This window comes from Actinoplanes subglobosus, from assembly GCF_042650585.1.
In the GTDB taxonomy this organism is placed as follows: Bacteria; Actinomycetota; Actinomycetes; order Mycobacteriales; family Micromonosporaceae; genus Actinoplanes; species Actinoplanes subglobosus.
Genome location: NZ_JBHSBL010000018.1, coordinates 470,552 through 488,428 on the forward strand (window position 1 = coordinate 470,552; position 17,877 = coordinate 488,428).

The window sequence follows — 17,877 nt, forward strand, 5'->3', positions numbered from 1 at the left end:
AGTCCTCAGATTGTCGCTCTTGCGGAATAACGGCTCACCGGTCGGTGGTTACTCGTCAGTCAGGTGGAGTTATGCGGATGCGTTCGGTCTCGTGACGTGCCACGATCGGACGGAGGAGGTCACCTTTTGCGAAACACGTACCAGACACCCGTCCTCGACGAGCTGGACCCCACGACCGGAGATCTCGAGCTCGAGGAGCGGCACTCGCTCAGGCGGGTGGCCGGTCTCTCCACCGAGCTGACCGACGTCACCGAGGTCGAGTACCGCCAGTTGCGACTCGAACGGGTCGTGCTGGTCGGGGTGTGGACCGAGGGCAGCGTCGAGGACGCCGACAATTCACTCACCGAGCTCGCGGCTCTCGCCGAGACCGCCGGCTCCCAGGTCCTCGAGGGCCTGATCCAGCGACGGAAACAGCCCGACGCGGCCACCTTCATCGGCCGCGGCAAGGTCGACGAGCTGCGCGACGTGGTCATCATGACCGGCGCCGACACCGTCATCTGTGACGGCGAGTTGTCACCGTCACAGCTGCGCAAGCTCGAGGAGCAGATCAAGGTCAAGGTCGTCGACCGGACCGCGCTGATCCTCGACATCTTCGCCCAGCACGCCAAGAGCCGCGAGGGCAAGGCCCAGGTCGAGCTGGCACAGCTGCAATACCTGCTGCCACGTCTGCGCGGCTGGGGTGACTCGCTGTCCCGCCAGGGCGGCGGCGCCGGTGGCGGTTCGGGCGGCGGCGGCGTCGGGACCCGTGGTCCCGGTGAGACCAAACTCGAGACCGACCGGCGGCGGATCAACACCCGCATCGCGAAACTGCGGCGCGAGATCAAAGCCATGAAGACGGTACGGGAGACCAAGCGCTCCCGTCGTGTGGCGAGCGGCGTTCCCGCCGTGGCCATCGCCGGTTACACCAACGCGGGCAAGTCGAGCCTGCTCAACCGCCTGACCCAGGCGGGCGTGCTGGTGGAGGACGCCCTGTTCGCCACCCTCGACCCGACCACCCGGCGGACCGCCGCGGAGGACGGGCGGGTCTTCACGCTCTCCGACACGGTCGGGTTCGTCCGTCACCTGCCGCACCAGATCGTCGAGGCGTTCCGCTCGACGCTGGAGGAGGTGGCCCAGGCCGACCTGGTGGTGCACGTCGTCGACGGCGCCCACCCGGACCCGGAGGGTCAGGTCAGTGCGGTCCGCGAGGTGCTCGGCGAAGTCGGCGCCGACCGGCTGCCCGAGCTGCTCGTGATCAACAAGGTCGACGCGGCCGACGAGGAGACCGTGCTGCGCCTGAAGCGGGCGTGGCCAGAGGCGGTCTTCGTGTCCGCCCGTTCCGGCACCGGCATCGCGGAGCTGCACCAGGCGATCGCCGACCGGCTGCCCCGGCCGGGAGTCGAGATGCGGGTGCTCATCCCCTACGACCGGGGTGACCTGGTGGCCCGGGTGCACCGGTCCGGTCAGGTGCTCCAGTCCCGCCATCTGGACGACGGGACCGAGCTCCAGGTTCGGGTCGATGAGCAGTTCGCGGCAGAGCTGTCCGGTTTTCGGAGCTGATCAGGACACGCAATCCGGACTTCACGGGCGCAGTCACCTGTGTTGATCCACACGTAATACCGGCGCGGGGCGTCGCGTGCGACACTGTGCGGATGCGGCGTCTCGTGTTTCCGACCATCGTGGCCATCGGTCTGGTAATGGTCGGCTCCTCCAGCGCGTCCGCCGAGGACCCGACGCCCGCGCCCACTGTCAGCGCCAAGTCGACGCCCGGCAAGAAGCTGTGCAAGATCGCTGACACGGAGATGACCGAGCTCTCCGGGATCGCGGTCACCAAGAACGGGTTCGCCGTCGTCAACAACGGCAAAGAGGGCGTCACCCCGAAGATCTTCTTCCTCAACCGCGAGTGCAAGAAGGTCAAGGAGGCGAGCTTCGACGGCACGCCGCTGGACGCGGAGGACATCGTCCTCTCGCCCGACAACGACACGCTGTGGATCGCCGACATCGGTGACAACAACGTCCGTAACGATCCGACGAACACGCGGCCGCACGTGGCGCTCTGGAGCATCCCGGTCAGCGGCAACGGCAAGGCGACGATCCACCGGGTCAGCTACCCCGACGGCGACAAGCACGACGCCGAGGCGCTGATCTTCGACGGTGACGGCACACCGCTGATCGTGACCAAGGAGATCGGGGCGGCCGCCGGCATCTACAAGCCGACCGCCGCGCTGAAGAAGAACAACACCACCCCCGTGCCGCTGGAGCGGGTCGGCGAGATCACCCTGTCCGCCACCGAGACGGCCGGTAACCCGATCGCCCGCATCGGCAACAAGACGATCACCGGTGGCGCGGTCACCCAGAGCGTGTCGAAGGTGGTGCTCCGCACCTACACCGACGCCCTGGAGTGGGATGTCACCGGTGGCAACGTGCTCGCGGCGCTGAAGAAGGAGCCGCGCACCACCGGCCTGCCGAACGAGCCGCTCGGTGAGGCGATCGCCTACAGCAGCGACGGCAAGCTCTTCTACACCGTCTCCGACATGAGCGGTGACAAGGAGACGGCCAACCACATCCGGGAGTACACGCCGGCCACCACCGTCGCGGTCAAGTCGGAGAAATCCGGCAAGGGCGGTGCCAGTGACTCGTGGTATTCGGATCTCACCATCGACGACATCACCTACATGGTCGGTGGCATCGGCGTGCTGGGCCTGATCCTGGTCGGTGCCGGCGTCTTCGGGATCGTCCGGTTCCGCCGGTCGCCCCAGGCCCTCGCCGCCTCCTCCTCCGACGACCTGCCGTCCGGCGGGTTCGTCAAGGGTGACCCGGAGACCGAGCTCATCGGTGTCGGCGGGGCTCCGCAGCGCGGCCCTGCCTACGGTTCCGGGCGGCAGGGCGGCGGACCGGTCTACGGGGCGCAGTCCGGCCCGGGTTCCGGCGGCGGTGGCGGCGGGGGGCCGCAGCGTGGCAACGGTGTCTATGGCGCCGGCGGGGCAGGTGGCCCGCAGTATGCCCGCCCGGCCGGTCAGCCCCCGCGCAACCCGCAGCAGCCCCCGGCTCGTAATCCGCAGCAGGCTCCAGGCCGTAATCCGCAGCAGGCCCCGGGTCGTGGTCCGCAGCAGGCTCCCAGTCGCGGCGGTCAGCAGCCGCCGCGGGGTCCGCAGCAGGCTCCGGGTCGTGGGCCGCAGCAGGCTCCAGGCCGTAATCCGCAGCAGGCCCCGGGTCGTGGTCCGCAACAGGTACCTGGGCGTGGGCCGCAGCAGCAGCCGCCACGGGGGCCGCAGTCCGGCGGTGGTGGCGGTGTCTACGGCGGGCAGCAGCCGCCGCGGGGGCCGCAGGGCCAGGCCCAGCGGCCGAACGGGGTTTACGGTGGCGGGCCCGACGGCCGTCAGTAATCTGATTCGGTCACTCGGCACCTGAGTGCCACAATCGCCTGCCGCCTGCCGCCTGCCGCCTGCCGCCTGCCGCCTGCCGCCTGCCGCCTGCCGCCCGCCGCCCGCCGCCCGCCGCCGGGCAAGGGCAGACGCAGGTTTGTCCGCTCCAGCGACACGACAATTCGGCGACACGACATTCGGCAACTCGATGTCTCGGCAACTCGATGTCTCGGCAACTCGACGTCTTTGCAGAAGGCCGGTTCCGCACACCGCGGAGCCTGCCTGCTGCTGATACCCGGCCGCGCGGGGATGCCTTTTGCGTGGGATGTGAGCGCGCGGACCGTATCGCCGCGGTTCGAAAAACCGGCATCGCCGTGAGGTGGCCGCCAACTGGGAGTTCCGCGGACGTCCGCGGTGGGGCCGGCCGGTTTTGCCGCGAGGTGACCGCCGACCTTGATTTCCGTCGAGGTCCGCGGTGGGGTCGGTGTTGCCGTGAGATGGCCGTCTGCCGGGAGAGCCGGCATTGCCGGTGGGGCGCCGGCGTCCGGGTTTCAGGGTGGACGCCGGCGGCCGGCCGGTCGTGTGCGGTCAGACCCGGCGGAGGACCGCTACGACGCGGCCCATGATCGTGGCGTCGTCGCCGGGGATCGGGTCGAAGGCCGGGTTCGCCGGCATCAGCCAGACGTGCCCGTCGCGCTGGCGGTAGCTCTTCACCGTCGCCTCGCCGTCGATCATCGCGGCGACGATGTCACCGGCCTCGGCGGTCGGCTGCTGGCGCACGACCACCCAGTCGCCGTTGCAGATCGCGGCGTCGATCATCGAGTCGCCCTTGACCTCGAGCATGAAGACGTCGCCCTCGCCGACCAGCTCGCGTGGCAGCGGGAAGAACTCCTCCACGGACTGCTCGGCGAGGATCGGGCCACCGGCGGCGATCCGGCCGACCAGCGGCACGTAGGCCGGCTGTGGGCGGGCCGCGCGCAGCGCCTCGTCGTCGACCAGCTCGCCGGGCGCGCGGACGTCGACGGCGCGTGGCCGGTTCGGATCGCGGCGCAGGTAGCCCTTGGTCTCCAGCGCCTTCAGCTGGTAGGCCACGCTGGACGGGGAGACGAGCCCGACCGCCTCGCCGATCTCACGGACGCTCGGCGGGTAGCCATACTTCTCCACCCAGTCGCGGATGAACTCCAGGATGCGGCGCTGCCGGGCGGTCAGGTCGGGGGCGACCACTTCCGGGACGTGACCGATGGGCGTGACCGCGCGTAACTGCGGCGCGTCCGAGCCACGGGACCGGGTCGGCGTGGTGCGGCGCCGGGCCGTCTCGGGCTTCCTGGTCTGCTGCTGTCGGCTGGTGCGGTCTTCGGTCGACACGTCCGCCCTCCCTGTCGGCCAAGTGCCTCGCGGCACGTGGTGCGTCGCGGAGCCGGGCGACGCCGTGGGGATGGCGTGCGTCCGGCTGACCCCTCTTCACGGAAAACCTAGTGTGCAGGTCCGACATATTCAAACATCTGTACGAGATTTTCCCGGCGTGTCGCTCCGAAGGGCTCGACTTCCGTACCTCTGTTCTGATAAACCCTCGTACGGACGTTCTATCGAACGGGTGTCCGAGAGGGGTCTTGTCATGACGGTCAGTGGTGCGCGACACGCCGAGCCGCCGCTGCGCCTCACCCGCCGTGGCCGGGTGGTGCTGCTGAGCCTGTTCTTCGCCGCCGTCGGGCTGGCCAATGTCGTCCTCCTCACCACCGCCTCCCGGGGCTGACCTCCGCATCCCGGGTGTCCCGAGTTTGATCTCCGTCGGGTGTGCTGCCCGATTCTCCGGCGCGTCGCGTCGCTCGATCCGGCCGCTGCGCGTGATGGTGTCATCACCCCAGGTGGTGAGGCAGAAAATACGGCGCGTCGGCACACTGCTGAACTTGCATCGGCGTCCGCCGGGGCCTAGCGTCTACCCCAACATCTAGTGGTTATACGGATGTAAGTCGTCCACAGGTTGGGTTTCCTTCTCCCCGGTTATCCACATGTCATCCACAGCGCGGCCGATTGTTACGACAATGGTTTCGCTGCGTTTCGGCATGCCCGGAGCAGGGTGGGAACGGATCCGGAAGGAGTTCGCGGTGCGCTGCCCGTACTGTCGTCACGCCGATTCACGCGTGGTCGACTCACGTGAGGCCGACGACGGTCAGCTGATCCGTCGCCGCCGCTCGTGCCCCGAGTGCGGCAAGCGGTTCACCACTGTCGAGGAGGCGGTCCTCGCGGTGGTCAAGCGCAGCGGTGTCACCGAGCCCTTCAGCCGGACAAAGATCATGAGCGGGGTGCGGAAGGCCTGTCAGGGCCGGCCCGTCGACGAGGACTCCATTGCGAAGCTGGCGCAGCGCGTGGAGGAAGCCGTCCGGGCCCGTGGCGCCGCCGAGATCCCCAGCCACGACGTGGGACTGGCGATCCTCACGCCGTTGCGTGAGCTCGACCAGGTGGCTTACCTCCGGTTCGCCAGCGTGTACAAGTCGTTCGACTCTCTCGACGAATTCGAGAAGGAGATCGCCGCGCTGCGCGAAGCCGGCCCCGACCGGGAATCCGGGACGCGACATGCCGTCGCGCCGCGGTCCGGGGGACGCGCACCCAAGCTGAACGGCTGAGGCGTCAGTTCGGCCGGCCTCAGCCCGAGGCACTTCTTACCGACTCATCTGTAGCGGTACCTACGAGGGGGAGCACATCCATATGGCCGGAGACGGCATCACTGCAGGTCGCCAGCGCAGCCGGACGAACGGCGGCGGCGGCGCGGCGGCCGGGGGGCTGCGAGTGGAGCGGGTCTGGACGAGCGAGGGCGTTCACCCGTACGACGAGGTCGAGTGGGAACGCCGCGACGTCGTCATGACCAACTGGCGCGACGGCTCGATCAACTTCGAGCAGCGCGGCGTCGAGTTCCCCGCGTTCTGGAGCGTGAACGCGGCGAACATCGTCACGACGAAGTACTTCCGTGGCGCGGTGGGCACTCCTGAGCGGGAGTGGTCGCTGAAGCAGCTCATCGACCGGGTCGTGCAGACCTACCGCAAGGCGGGCGAGGAGCATGGCTACTTCGCCACCCCGGCGGACGCCGAGCTGTTCGACCACGAGCTCACCTGGATGCTGCTGCACCAGGTGTTCAGCTTCAACTCGCCGGTCTGGTTCAACGTCGGCACCAAGTCGCCGCAGCAGGTCAGCGCCTGCTTCATCCTCTCGGTCGACGACTCGATGGATTCGATCCTCGACTGGTACAAGGAAGAGGGCCTGATCTTCAAGGGCGGCTCCGGATCGGGTGTCAACCTGTCCCGGATCCGGTCGTCCAAGGAGCTGCTGTCGTCCGGGGGGACGGCGAGTGGCCCGGTCAGCTTCATGCGCGGCGCCGACGCCAGCGCGGGCACCATCAAGTCCGGCGGCGCCACCCGGCGCGCGGCGAAGATGGTCATCCTCGACGTCGACCACCCGGACATCGAGGAGTTCGTCTCGACGAAGGCGCGCGAGGAGGACAAGATCCGCGCGCTGCGGGACGCCGGCTTCGACATGGACCTGGGCGGCGCCGACATCGTCTCCGTGCAGTACCAGAACGCCAACAACTCGGTGCGGGTCAGCGACGAGTTCATGCGGGCGTACGAGGAGGGCACCGAGTTCGGTCTCCGCGGCCGCCTCGACGGCGAGGTCATCGAGACCATCGACGCCAAGAAGCTGTTCCGTGGCATCGCCCAGGCCGCCTGGGAGTGCGCCGACCCCGGCCTGCAGTACGACGACACCATCAACGACTGGCACACCAACCCCGAGACCGGCCGGATCACCGCGTCCAACCCGTGCTCGGAGTACATGTCGCTGGACGACTCGTCCTGCAACCTGGCCTCGCTGAACCTGATGAAGTTCCTCAAGGCCGACGGTGGCTTCGAGGTGGAGAAGTTCGTCAAGAGCGTCGAGTTCATCATCACCGCGATGGACATCTCGATCTGCTTCGCCGACTTCCCGACCGAGCGCATCGGTGTCACCACCCGGGCGTACCGCCAGCTCGGTATCGGATACGCGAACATCGGCGCGCTGCTCATGGCGTCGGGTCTGCCGTACGACTCCGACGGGGGCCGTAGTGTCGCCGCGGCGATCACCTCGCTGATGACCGGTACGGCGTACCGGCGCTCGGCCGAGCTGGCCGGTGTGGTCGGCGCGTACGACGGCTACGCCCGCAACGCCGAGGCGCACCAGCGCGTCATGCGCAAGCACGCCGCGGCCAACGACGAGGTCCGCGCCCTGGGCCCGGTCGCCACCGAGATCCTTCGTGAGGCGACCCGCCAGTGGCAGTCCGGCAACAAGCTCGGTGCCAAGAACGGCTGGCGCAACGCGCAGGCCTCGGTGCTCGCGCCGACCGGCACCATCGGCCTGATGATGGACTGCGACACCACCGGCATCGAGCCCGACCTCGCCCTGGTCAAGTTCAAGAAGCTGGTCGGCGGCGGCTCGATGCAGATCGTCAACCAGACGGTTCCGCGGGCCCTGCGCAGCATCGGGTACCCGGAGGAGCAGGTCGAGGCGATCGTCGAGCACATCGCCGAGAACGGCAACGTCGTCGACGCCCCCGGCCTCAAGCCGGAGCACTACGCGATCTTCGACTGCGCCATGGGCGAGCGGGTCATCTCCCCGATCGGCCACGTCAAGATGATGGCCGCGGTGCAGCCGTTCATCTCCGGCGCGATCTCGAAGACGGTCAACATGCCGGAGACGGCGACCGTCGAGGAGATCGAGGAGATCCACTACCAGGGCTGGAAGCTGGGCCTCAAGGCGCTCGCGATCTACCGCGACAACTGCAAGGTCGGCCAGCCGCTGTCCGCGGCGAAGAAGAAGACCGCCGAGGTCGAGGCTCCGGCCATCCCGGTTGCCGAGGTCGAGAAGATCATCGAGAAGGTGATCGAGTACCGCCCGATCCGCAAGCGCCTGCCGAAGAAGCGGACGTCGGAGACGGTGTCGTTCTCGGTGGCCGGCGCCAAGGGCTACCTCACCGCCTCGTCCTACCCGGACGACGGTCTCGGCGAGGTCTTCCTCAAGATGTCGAAGCAGGGTTCCACCCTGGCCGGCGTCATGGACGCCTTCTCCGTCGCGATCTCGATAGGGCTCCAGTACGGCGTCCCGCTCGAGACGTTCGTCAGCAAGTTCACCAACATGCGTTTCGAGCCGGCCGGTATGACCGACGACCCGGACGTGCGCATGGCGACCTCGGTGATGGACTACATCTTCCGTCGCCTGGCGCTGGACTTCCTGCCGTACGAGACGCGCGCCGAGCTCGGTATCTTCACCGTCAAGGAGCGCACCGCGCAGGCTGCCGCAGAGGCAGCCGCCGCTGAGGCAGCCGAGGAGCTGGCCGGCCTGGCCTCCTCCGCGCCGGTTTCCGTCCCGTCGACCTCGAAGGTGACGGTGGCCGAGGTCAAGGCCTCCACCACCGTGGAGAAGGAGACGGTGGCCCCGGTGGCCGCCGGGTCCTCGACCGAGCTGCTGGAGATCGTGACCGGGCACGCCGCCGACGCGCCGCTCTGCTTCACCTGCGGCACCAAGATGCGCCGCGCCGGTAGCTGCTACGTCTGTGAGGGCTGCGGCTCGACCTCGGGCTGCAGCTGACGGTAGTAGTCGATCCGAAGAGCGTCCCCCGGACCATCATGGTCCGGGGGACGCTCTTTTGTGGCCGCGGTCACTGTCCGGGTGGGGACCCGCGGACCGTCCACAGCCGACGAGGGGGTGTGATGGCTGATCGATCGGGGGCCGACCCGGACACCGCCCTGGAGGACGGTTATCCGTGGCTCGGCGAGGCGGCGCAACTGTTCGGCCTGCCCGCCCCACCACGGGGGTTGATCGCGGTGGTGCTGGTCAGCGGCTGACCCACCGGGTGACCTGACGGGTCTTCGTCACGTAACGGGCCGGCACCCAGGCCTTCCGTCCGTGCTGACGGGCCCAGTGGCCGCTCACCCGGACCCGGATCCGCTCGGTGACCGGCCGCAGGGTCTGCCAGCGTTCCGCGGTGACCGTCTGACCGTCCTTCTGCGACACGATCACGCGGCGCAGGTGCCAGGTCCGGCATTCCCGCGCCGTCCGGCTCTGCGCGTGGCACAGGAGAGCCTGCCGGGCCTTGTACGGGTTACCGGTCCCCGCCCACTCCGGGTGGAGTGTGCCGCGCATGGCCGAGTACCAGTTGTAGGCCATCTTGCGGTAGCCGAACTCGTTCGGGTGGTGCAGGTCGTAGATGTCGAGCCCGGAGACCGTGGACTGGTCGACCAGGTGCACCCGCGGCCCCTTGCCCCGCACCACCGCCGGGATCAGCGCGTTGTACGCCCGGTTGGCCGGGACCTCCGAGGCGACGGTCGTACCGATGATCTTCGCGACGTAGATCTCCGCGTCCGGCACCCGGGCCTGCACCCGGTCGATCAGGGCGGACAGTTTGCCCGCCGCCGCCACCGGGTCGTCGGACCGGGTGATGTTGTTGGTGCCGGCGTGCAGGAGCACGACGTCCGGCCGGAACTGCTCCAGACTCTGGTCGACGACTCCGGCGATCTGTTCGATGGTCCATCCGCCGTGTCCCTCGTGGTCGAGGTCGCCGGCCGTACCGTCGCTCCCGGTCCCGACGAAGTCGGCGGCGACCCCCGCGTCACGCAGGCGTCGTTGCAGGTCGGCGCGCCACCCGTTCTTTCCCGGTGATCCGACCCCGACGGTGATGCTGTCTCCGAGCGGCATGATCCGTAGTGGCCCCGGCGCGGGTGCGGCCGCCGCCGGAGTTGCCAGACCGGTGCAGAACAGGAGCCCTGCCAACGAAGCAGCGAACGTGCCGAGCCGGGAACGCGTCATCTCTGCCCATCCTGGAGTGCCGATGCCTACGCCTGGCTATCGGCGGGCCCGGATGGGCGGCTGACACCGTCAGAGGCTGTTGCGCCCGGTTCGCAACCAGACACCGAATTCGACGGCGGTACGCACCCCGTGCTCCAGGACCGCGGTGCAGATGTCGAAGCCGCCGACCTCGTCGGGGTACTCCGGGCGCAGGTGCCAGACGCTCTTGACGGCGAGGATGGCCTGGCGCTCCTCGTCGGTCAGGCGGCCGGCGAGTTCCCGATGCCACTCGCTGACGTCGGCGTGGTCGTCGTGCAGCCAGATCGAGAGATCGACACGCCATTCGCCGACGGTGAACGTGACGAGGTGCCGTTCGTCGCGTTGCTTGCCGGTGGGCGACCGCTCACCTCGCTCGTCCCGATAGGCAAAACCGGACAGCCCGGGAATCATCACCGCGCGGCCGAGCAGCGCGACCACGTCGGCCGGCCCGAACTCGGGCCCGCCGGCGAGCATCACGTCGAGGTCCCGCCAGACCATCAGTCCCGAGACGAAACTGCCGGTGGGTGTGAGTACACCCAGCGGCTCGAGCAGCGCGAGAACCGAGCGCGCCTCCGCTTGCAGCTCCTCCGGGCTGGCCATCCTGCTCTCCTCCCCGACACGTTCCTGGCCCCGTCGACGCACATTGTCGGGTGTGGCCGATCGGCCCCGTTCATCCGGGCCCGTCAACGCGAGATCATGGCCCCACGGGTACGCCCGCGGCACGACTTCGGCGGGGGAGGATCGCGTCTGCGGAACACCGAGCGACCGCGGCGAGAGGTCAGCGGTGTTCGGTGAGGAAGTCGGTGATCACCTTGGCCAGCAGGGCGGGCTGCTCGATCACCATCGCGTGCGAGGCGTCGGCCAGCGACAGGTGGCGCAGATGCGGGACGGACTGCGCCTGCTCGACCAGGAAGCGACGGTGGGCCGCGTAGAGCTCGGCGAACGGCTCCTGCACCGGCATGTCGCGGGTCGGCAGCACGATCAGTTCCGGACAGGTCGTAGCGGCGTAGACGGGCCCAAGGTCCAGCGTGTTCATCGCCGAGCGCAGCTGGCCGGTGAGGGCCGCCGACGGCCGGATCGAGGTCTCGCCGCCGAGGTGGACGAGGTTGCGCCGGAAACCCTCGACCCACACCTTCTCGTTGGCGCCCATGTCCCGGGCCGCCATCTGCTGGCTCTCCACCAGATCGGGCAGCTGCGAGGCGGGGATCACCTGGCCGGCCGCGGCCTCGACGGCGTCGAAGACGGCGTGCAGCCGGGCCAGCTCGGCGGTCGCCTTCTCGGGGTCGAGGCCGGGAAGGTGCTCGGGCCGGGTGGGCGGCGGGTTGCCGTCGAGGCTGACGACGCCGGGCGACTCGGGGTGCCGCTGGCCCCACAGGGCGGCGAGCATGCCGCCGAGCGAGTGGCCGACGACGGCCGGGCGGTCCAGTTCGAGCTGGACGCAGACGGCGGCGAGGTCGCCGAGTGCGGCGTCCCAGCTCCAGTCGCCGTCGGCGGAGCGGCCGTGGCCGCGCAGGTCGAGGGTGACGACGCGATGGTGCGGGCGCAGCGCCCGGGCCAGGGTGGTCATCTGGGCCAGGTTGCCGCCGGCGCCGTGCACGAGCAGCAGGGGCGGGTCGTCGCCGCCGAAGTCGCGGACGGCGAGCTGGACGCTGCCGGCGTCGATCAGACGGTCGTTGATCATGGGGACTCCTCGGTGGGCGGGCTGTTGCGGAGCCGGTCGCGGATGGCGGCGACGGGCACTCCGCCGTCGGGATGGCGGGGCAGGCGACCGCGGCGGACCAGGTCGTGCACGCCCTGACGGCTGATGCCGAGCATCGCGCCGGCTGTCGCCAGGGACACCGATGCGGCATACGGATGACCGACCCGCCGGACCACGATCTGCCCGAGCGGGCTCCGCCACCAGTCGGCCGGCGGCTGGAAGCCGTGGTCGCCGGGGTAGAGCGTGGCGATGAGCCGCGCGATGACGTGGACCGCGGCGGTGTCGTCGCCGTGCTGGAGCACCTCGGCCCACTCGGTCACCCGGCGCCGCAGCAGAGTCCGGACCGCGTCGGACGGCCGATCGTCCTCCAGGAGGATCTCCAGCGGGTCGAGCAGCCGGACGTCGAGCAGGCGGAGCAGTTGCCCGGCCAGGTCCATGGGAGCATCCTGACTCTACTTGACAGTGAGTGTCAAGCGATATGGTCACGAGGGTGAACCGACCGCTGACCGAGCCGCATCCGTCCCGCCTGGCGCTCGACCACCCGCGCCGCGCCGAGATCCTGGCCGCGCACGCGGAGGCCCTCGACGCGGGCCGGCCCGGCTATTCAGATCCCGGCTCCGGCCTGTTCGTGCTGACCGCGGGCTTTCTGGCCGCCCGGGGCACCTGCTGCACCCGAGGCTGTCGCCACTGTCCGTACGTGACCGGCGCGTGATCGCCCCTTCCGTGATCGGCCCGCGCCCAGTACGGTGTGTGCGCCCGCCCCCGGGGAGGATGTCTCAGTGCCTACACGTCTGGCCGCTCTCGGCGCCGCCGTGCTGTTCGCCGTTTCCGGTTGCAGCAGCGCCGCCGACAACGACGACGCGACCATCGTGACCCCGGTGGCTCCGGCGGAGGATCTGGCCGAGCAGCCGGCGGCTTCCGCCGGTGGGGCGTGCATCCTGTGGGACTACGACTTCATCGAGCAGACGATCGGTGTCCGCTTCGCGGTGGCCGCCGCCGACCAGGTCGACGACACGTCGACGTGTGTCGTGCAGACGCTGACCGCGGCCTGGCCTGACCTGGCTCTGTCCGTCGTGGAGACCACGACGGCGAACGCGACGATCTTCCTCGACACCCGGATGCCGGAGAAGGCGACGAAGCTGACCGGTCTGGGCCGTGCCGGTTACCGGTTGAACAGCAAGGCGTCCGGCGGGCACGGCCCGACCGTGGAGATCGGGTGGCTGAGCGAGGCCAAGCAGCTCCAGACGCTCCGTTACACCTTCGCCAAGGGCGCCACGAGCGCCGACGTGAAGGACATGAACACGAAGCTTCTGGAGCTGGCGAAAGCTCTGAGCACGACCAACGGTTAGCCCCCGCGGCCGGGACGCGGTGTGTGCGTGCGCCCGGCCGGCTGAAGCGGCGAACGGCTAGTGTGCGGCCACGAACACCCGGGACGCGACCTCGCGCGGCAGCCGGATCTTGTCACCGGCGGAGCCGTCGATGGTCACCCCGTCCCGCTCCTGGGCCACCGTCACCGTCGTCCCCGGGTTGATCCCGGCGGCGTGGAGCTGGCGCAGCACGTCGGAGTTGGTCTGCACGCTCTCGCAGATCCGCTGGATGACGACGCTGCCGCTGAGCCCGGGGAACGCCAGGTTGCGCTCACCGTGCCCGAGGAGATCGGACGTCTCGTCCAGGGCCCCGAACTGGTCGAGACCGGGGATCGGATTCCCGTAGGGCGAGCGGGTCGGCTTGTTGAGCAGCTCGTAGACCCGCTTCTCGACGGCGTCGCTCATGACGTGCTCCCAGCGGCAGGCCTCCTCATGGGCCTCCTCGTAGGGCATGCCGATGACGTTGACCAGGAGCAACTCTGCGAGGCGGTGCTTGCGCATGACCGCGACCGCCGAAGCACGGCCGAGGTCGGTGAGCACGAGGTGGCGGTCGCCCTCGACAGTGAGGAGGCCGTCGCGCTCCATGCGCGCGACCGTCTGACTGACCGTGGGACCGCTCTGGTGGAGGCGCTCGGCGATGCGGGCGCGGAGTGCGGGCACACCTTCTTCTTCAAGCTCGAGAATGGTGCGCAGGTACATCTCGGTGGTATCGACGAGATCGTTCACAATGCGGCCCTCCCAGCAGCGATAATACCGCGTTGCGCAGGGTTGACCTCCGCCCCGGACAAGTGCCTGACGACCCTACCCGACGGCGGAACACGTGTGCTAACAGCACATCGCCACGACCGGGGGACGCCGGGCGCATGGCAGCATGGCGGGCATGGCGGACGACACGACGGCGGTGGTCTGGGACAGCGCCCTGCTCGACTACGACATGGGCGATCATCCTCTCAATCCGGTGCGGGTCGAGCTCACCATGGCTCTCGCCCGTGAGCTCGGCATTCTGGACCGCCCCGGGGTCCAGATGATCACACCGGCGCCGGCCAGTGAGATCGATCTCACCAGGGTGCACCGCGCCGACTATCTGGATGCGGTCCGCCTCGCCCCGGTCGACCCGTTCTTCCGCGGCTGGGGGCTGAACACCGCGGACAATCCCGTCTTCGAGGACATGCACCAGGCCTCCGCCCGGATCTGTGGCGCCACCCTGGCCGCCGCGCAGGCGGTGTGGCACGGCGTGGCCCGTCGCGCGGTCAACGTGGCGGGCGGCCTGCACCACGCGATGCCGGCCCGGGCGGCCGGCTTCTGCGTCTACAACGACCCGGCCGTGGCGATCGCCTGGCTGCTGGAGCAGGGCGCGCAGCGGGTGGCGTACATCGACGTCGACGTGCATCACGGCGACGGCGTGCAGACCGCCTTCTACGACGATCCGCGGGTGCTCACGATCAGCCTGCACGAGTCGCCCCTCGCGCTCTTCCCGGGCACCGGGTTCGCCGACGAGATCGGCGGGCCGAACGCCGAGGGCACCGCGGTCAACGTGCCCCTGCCGCCCGGCACCGGCGACGCCGGCTGGCTGCGGGCGTTCCACGCGGTGGTGCCGTCGGTGGTTCGCGCCTTCGCCCCGGAGATCATCATCAGCCAGTGCGGCGCCGACGCCCACAAGCTCGATCCGCTGGCCGATCTGCGGCTGTCGGTGGACGGGCAGCGGGCCGCCTACATCGCGATGCGCGCGCTGGCCGACGAGGTCTGCGACGGCCGTTGGGTGGCCACCGGCGGCGGGGGCTACGCGCTGGTCGAGGTGGTTCCGCGGGCCTGGTCGCATCTGCTGGCCGTGGCGACGGGGGAGCCGCTGGCGCCGGAGACCCGGATCCCGCAGCAGTGGCGCGCATTCGCCGCCTCACGCCGGCCGGAGGCTACGATTCCGGTGACGATGACCGATGGGACCGAGCCGCCGCTCGAGCCCTGGCCGGGGACCGGCGGCGACCCGGTGGACCGGGCGGTCCTCGCCACCAGGACGGCGGTCTTCCCGTTGCACGGCCTGGACCCCCACGATCCCCGGGATTAGATGATGGAGCGCAGCGCAGACGTCCTCCTCTCCGACGGCACGGCCGTTCACCTGCGCCGGATCCGCCCGGAGGACGCTCCGGCCATCGTGGACTTCCATTCCCGGATGAGCGACCGCACCCGTTATCTCCGCTACTTCTCGCCCTACCCGCGGATCCCCGAGCGTGACCTCCACCGGTTCGTCAACGTCGACCACCGTGACCGTGAGGCGTTCGTGACGCTCGCCGACGGCCGGATCACCTCGGTGGGCCGTTACGAGCGGCTCGGGCCGGACTCGCCGGAGGCCGAGGTCGCGTTCGTGGTGGAGGACGCGCACCAGGGCCGGGGCATCGGGTCGGTGCTGCTGGAGCATCTCGCCGACGCCGCCCGGGAGAACGGGATCACCCGTTTCGTGGCCGAGGTCCTCCCGGAGAACAACGGGATGCTGCGCGTCTTCGGCGACACCGGTTACCAGGTGCAGCGACGCTACGCCGACGGCGTGGTCCACCTCAGCTTCCCGATCGAGCCGACCGAGAAGTCGCGGGAGGTCCAGGAGTCCCGCGAGCACCTGACCGAGGCGCGGTCGATCGCCCGGCTGCTGGCGCCCCGGGGGATCGCCATCTACGGCGCCAGCGCCACCGGGCACGGGATCGGCGCGCACATGCTCGGCAATCTGCGCGACGGCGGCTACACCGGTCATGTGGTGCCCGTGCATCCCTCCGCCGAGCGGGTGGCGGGGCTCACGGCGTACCGCAGCGCTGTCGACGCCGGTGTCCCGATCGACCTGGCCCTGATCGCCGTGCCGGCCGACATGGTCGCGGAGGCCGGGGCGGACGCGGCCCGTGCCGGTGCGGGTGGTGGGGTGGTGGTCTCGGCGGGCTTCGCCGAGACCGGTCCGGAGGGCGCCGCGCAGCAGCGCGGCCTGGTCGAGGCCGCGCGGGCCGCCGGGTTGCGGGTGGTGGGCCCGTCCAGCTTCGGGATCGCCAACACCGATCCGGGGGTACGGCTGAACGCCACCCTCTCGCCACGCCTGCCCAAGGCGGGCCGTGTCGGATTCTTCAGCCAGAGCGGCGCACTCGGGGTCGCCCTGCTGGCCGAGGCCGATCGGCGCGGCCTGGGCCTGTCCAGCTTCGTGTCGGCCGGCAACCGTGCCGACGTCTCCGGCAACGACCTGTTGCAGTACTGGCAGGACGACCCCGGCACCGACGTGGTCCTGCTCTACCTGGAGACCTTCGGCAACCCGCGTAAGTTCGCCCGCCTGGCCCGCCGGATCAGCCGGGTGAAACCGGTGGTGGCGGTGGCGTCGGCGACCCGCCCGCCGGGCCTGGCCGGTGAGGGCCCGGGCCCGGACGCGCACGCGGTGACGGCCCTGTTCGCCCGCTCCGGGGTGATCCGCGTCGACACCGTCCAGGAGCTCTTCGACGTCGGCATGCTGCTGGCCCACCAGCCGTTGCCGGCCGGCCGCCGGGTCGCCGTGGTGGGCAATTCGTCGGCGCTGGCCGAGCTGGCGGTCGTCGCGTGCCGGTCGGCCGGGCTGACGGTGGGCGACGGCTATCCGCGTGACACCGGCCCGGAGGCGGGCGCCCACGACCTCGCCGACGCGCTGGCCGACGCGGCCGTCGACCCGTCGGTGGACGCGCTGGTGGTGGTCTTCGCGCCGCCGATGCCGGGCCGGCACGCCGACGAGGACGCGGACTTCACCGCCGCGCTGGCGAGTGTGGCGCTGGCCGGTGAGAAACCGACGGTCGCGACGATGGTCTTCGGTCAGGCGCCGCCGCGGGTGCCGGCCTACCCCTCGGTCGAGGAGGCGGTGCGGGCGCTGTCCAGGGTGGTCGGTTACGCCGACTGGCTGCGCCGCCCGCCCGGGGTGATGCCGGCGCTGGCCGGGGTGGACCCGGTCGCGGCGGAGGCCGCGGTCACCGCCGAGTCGCCGATCGGGCTGCTCGCCGCCTACGGTATCGAGGTGCTGCCGTCGACGCTGGCGCGCAGTGTGGACGAGGCCGTCACCGCGGCGGCCGAGCTGGGCTTCCCGGTCGCGCTCAAGGCGGCGGGAGGGGCCTTGCGGCATCGGATCGACCTCGGCGCGGTGCGCCTCGCGGTCTCCGGCGAGCAGGGGGTACGGGTCGCGTACGGTGAACTGGCCGATGCCTTCGGCCCGGACGTCCTGGTGCAGACCATGGTCGCGCCGGGTGTCGCCTGCACCGTCGAGATGGTCGAGGACCCGGCGTTCGGCCCGGTGATCGGGTTCGGGCTCGGTGGTGTCGCCAGCGAGCTGCTCGGCGATCTGGCCTGGCGGGCCGCGCCGCTCACCGACCGGGCCGCCGAGGCACTCGTCGACGAGCCACGGGCGGCCCCGCTGCTGCACGGTTACCGCGGGTCCACCCCCGTGGACCGGGCCGCCCTGATCGATCTGCTGCTGCGGGTGGGCCGGCTGGCCGACGAGCAGCCGCGGGTGCGGTCACTGACGCTGAACCCGGTGCTGGCGCGCCCGGACGGCTGGTCCGTGCTGCACGCCACGATCGAGTTCGGCGACCCGGGGGCCCGGCCGGACACCGGCCCCCGGCGGTTGAGGAGCGTGTGA

At 70.3% G+C, this 17,877-nt stretch carries 16 protein-coding genes; 10 read left to right on the forward strand and 6 right to left on the reverse strand.

Annotated features, from left to right (window positions below; translation table 11 throughout):
• Positions 1–126: 126 nt before the first annotated feature.
• Both hflX and ACFO0C_RS24040 read left to right on the forward strand, forming a co-directional pair.
• Positions 127–1,539 (forward strand): GTPase HflX, encoded by a 1,413-nt coding sequence (gene hflX / locus ACFO0C_RS24035; protein WP_378068901.1) that lies wholly within the window; start codon positions 127–129, stop codon positions 1,537–1,539.
• Between the two features lie 92 nt (positions 1,540–1,631).
• Positions 1,632–3,365, forward strand: coding sequence for a hypothetical protein (locus tag ACFO0C_RS24040; RefSeq protein ID WP_378068902.1), 1,734 nt, complete (start codon positions 1,632–1,634; stop codon positions 3,363–3,365).
• Between the two features lie 567 nt (positions 3,366–3,932).
• Here ACFO0C_RS24040 and lexA read toward each other — a convergent pair.
• On the reverse strand, positions 3,933–4,709 hold the full coding sequence (gene lexA / locus ACFO0C_RS24045; protein ID WP_378068903.1) for a transcriptional repressor LexA: 777 nt from the start codon (positions 4,707–4,709) through the stop codon (positions 3,933–3,935).
• Positions 4,710–4,959: 250 nt separating this feature from the next.
• Between lexA and ACFO0C_RS24050 the strand changes: the two genes are divergently transcribed.
• The 4 genes from ACFO0C_RS24050 (at position 4,960) to ACFO0C_RS24065 (ending at position 9,211) form a co-directional block, all read left to right on the forward strand.
• Positions 4,960–5,097: a hypothetical protein gene (locus tag ACFO0C_RS24050; RefSeq protein ID WP_378068904.1), complete on the forward strand. Its 138-nt coding sequence runs from the start codon at positions 4,960–4,962 to the stop codon at positions 5,095–5,097.
• A gap of 352 nt (positions 5,098–5,449) precedes the next feature.
• On the forward strand, positions 5,450–5,968 hold the full coding sequence (gene nrdR / locus ACFO0C_RS24055; RefSeq protein WP_109590589.1) for a transcriptional regulator NrdR: 519 nt from the start codon (positions 5,450–5,452) through the stop codon (positions 5,966–5,968).
• Positions 5,969–6,050: 82 nt separating this feature from the next.
• Positions 6,051–8,954: a vitamin B12-dependent ribonucleotide reductase gene (locus ACFO0C_RS24060; protein ID WP_378068905.1), complete on the forward strand. Its 2,904-nt coding sequence runs from the start codon at positions 6,051–6,053 to the stop codon at positions 8,952–8,954.
• Positions 8,955–9,076: 122 nt separating this feature from the next.
• Positions 9,077–9,211 carry a hypothetical protein gene (locus tag ACFO0C_RS24065; RefSeq protein WP_378068906.1) on the forward strand — a complete coding sequence of 45 codons (135 nt, stop codon included), beginning with the start codon at positions 9,077–9,079 and terminating at the stop codon, positions 9,209–9,211.
• On the opposite strand, the gene ACFO0C_RS24070 is transcribed toward ACFO0C_RS24065, so the two are convergent.
• The 4 genes from ACFO0C_RS24070 to ACFO0C_RS24085 form a co-directional block, all read right to left on the reverse strand.
• Positions 9,201–10,172 carry an SGNH/GDSL hydrolase family protein gene (locus ACFO0C_RS24070; protein WP_378068907.1) on the reverse strand — a complete coding sequence of 324 codons (972 nt, stop codon included), beginning with the start codon at positions 10,170–10,172 and terminating at the stop codon, positions 9,201–9,203. The two genes, ACFO0C_RS24065 and ACFO0C_RS24070, sit on opposite strands and share 11 nt — an antisense overlap.
• A gap of 69 nt (positions 10,173–10,241) precedes the next feature.
• On the reverse strand, positions 10,242–10,790 hold the full coding sequence (locus ACFO0C_RS24075) for a hypothetical protein (protein ID WP_378068908.1): 549 nt from the start codon (positions 10,788–10,790) through the stop codon (positions 10,242–10,244).
• Positions 10,791–10,968: 178 nt separating this feature from the next.
• Entirely contained in the window at positions 10,969–11,871 is a 903-nt protein-coding gene (locus ACFO0C_RS24080) for an alpha/beta fold hydrolase (RefSeq protein ID WP_378068909.1), read from the reverse strand.
• The gene (locus ACFO0C_RS24085) at positions 11,868–12,326 is read right to left on the reverse strand and encodes a hypothetical protein (protein WP_378068910.1); all 459 of its coding nucleotides are present in this window, start codon (positions 12,324–12,326) and stop codon (positions 11,868–11,870) included. The genes ACFO0C_RS24080 and ACFO0C_RS24085 overlap by 4 nt, the downstream gene beginning before the upstream one ends.
• Positions 12,327–12,379: 53 nt before the next feature.
• Here ACFO0C_RS24085 and ACFO0C_RS24090 point away from each other — a divergent pair, with 53 nt between their 5' ends.
• Together ACFO0C_RS24090 and ACFO0C_RS24095 are read left to right on the forward strand one after the other, a co-directional pair.
• Positions 12,380–12,601, forward strand: a complete 222-nt coding sequence (locus tag ACFO0C_RS24090) for a DUF5522 domain-containing protein (protein ID WP_378068911.1) — start codon at positions 12,380–12,382, stop codon at positions 12,599–12,601.
• 67 nt (positions 12,602–12,668) lie between these two features.
• Positions 12,669–13,238 carry a hypothetical protein gene (locus tag ACFO0C_RS24095; RefSeq protein WP_378068912.1) on the forward strand — a complete coding sequence of 190 codons (570 nt, stop codon included), beginning with the start codon at positions 12,669–12,671 and terminating at the stop codon, positions 13,236–13,238.
• A 57-nt stretch (positions 13,239–13,295) separates the two neighbouring features.
• Here ACFO0C_RS24095 and ACFO0C_RS24100 read toward each other — a convergent pair whose 3' ends face one another.
• Complete coding sequence (locus ACFO0C_RS24100) at positions 13,296–13,985, reverse strand: metal-dependent transcriptional regulator (protein WP_378069140.1); 690 nt, start codon at positions 13,983–13,985, stop codon at positions 13,296–13,298.
• Between the two features lie 151 nt (positions 13,986–14,136).
• Between ACFO0C_RS24100 and ACFO0C_RS24105 the strand changes: the two genes are divergently transcribed.
• Positions 14,137–15,318 carry an acetoin utilization protein AcuC gene (locus tag ACFO0C_RS24105; RefSeq protein ID WP_378068913.1) on the forward strand — a complete coding sequence of 394 codons (1,182 nt, stop codon included), beginning with the start codon at positions 14,137–14,139 and terminating at the stop codon, positions 15,316–15,318.
• Positions 15,319–15,321: 3 nt separating this feature from the next.
• Positions 15,322–17,877, forward strand: a complete 2,556-nt coding sequence (locus ACFO0C_RS24110) for a bifunctional acetate--CoA ligase family protein/GNAT family N-acetyltransferase (protein WP_378068914.1) — start codon at positions 15,322–15,324, stop codon at positions 17,875–17,877.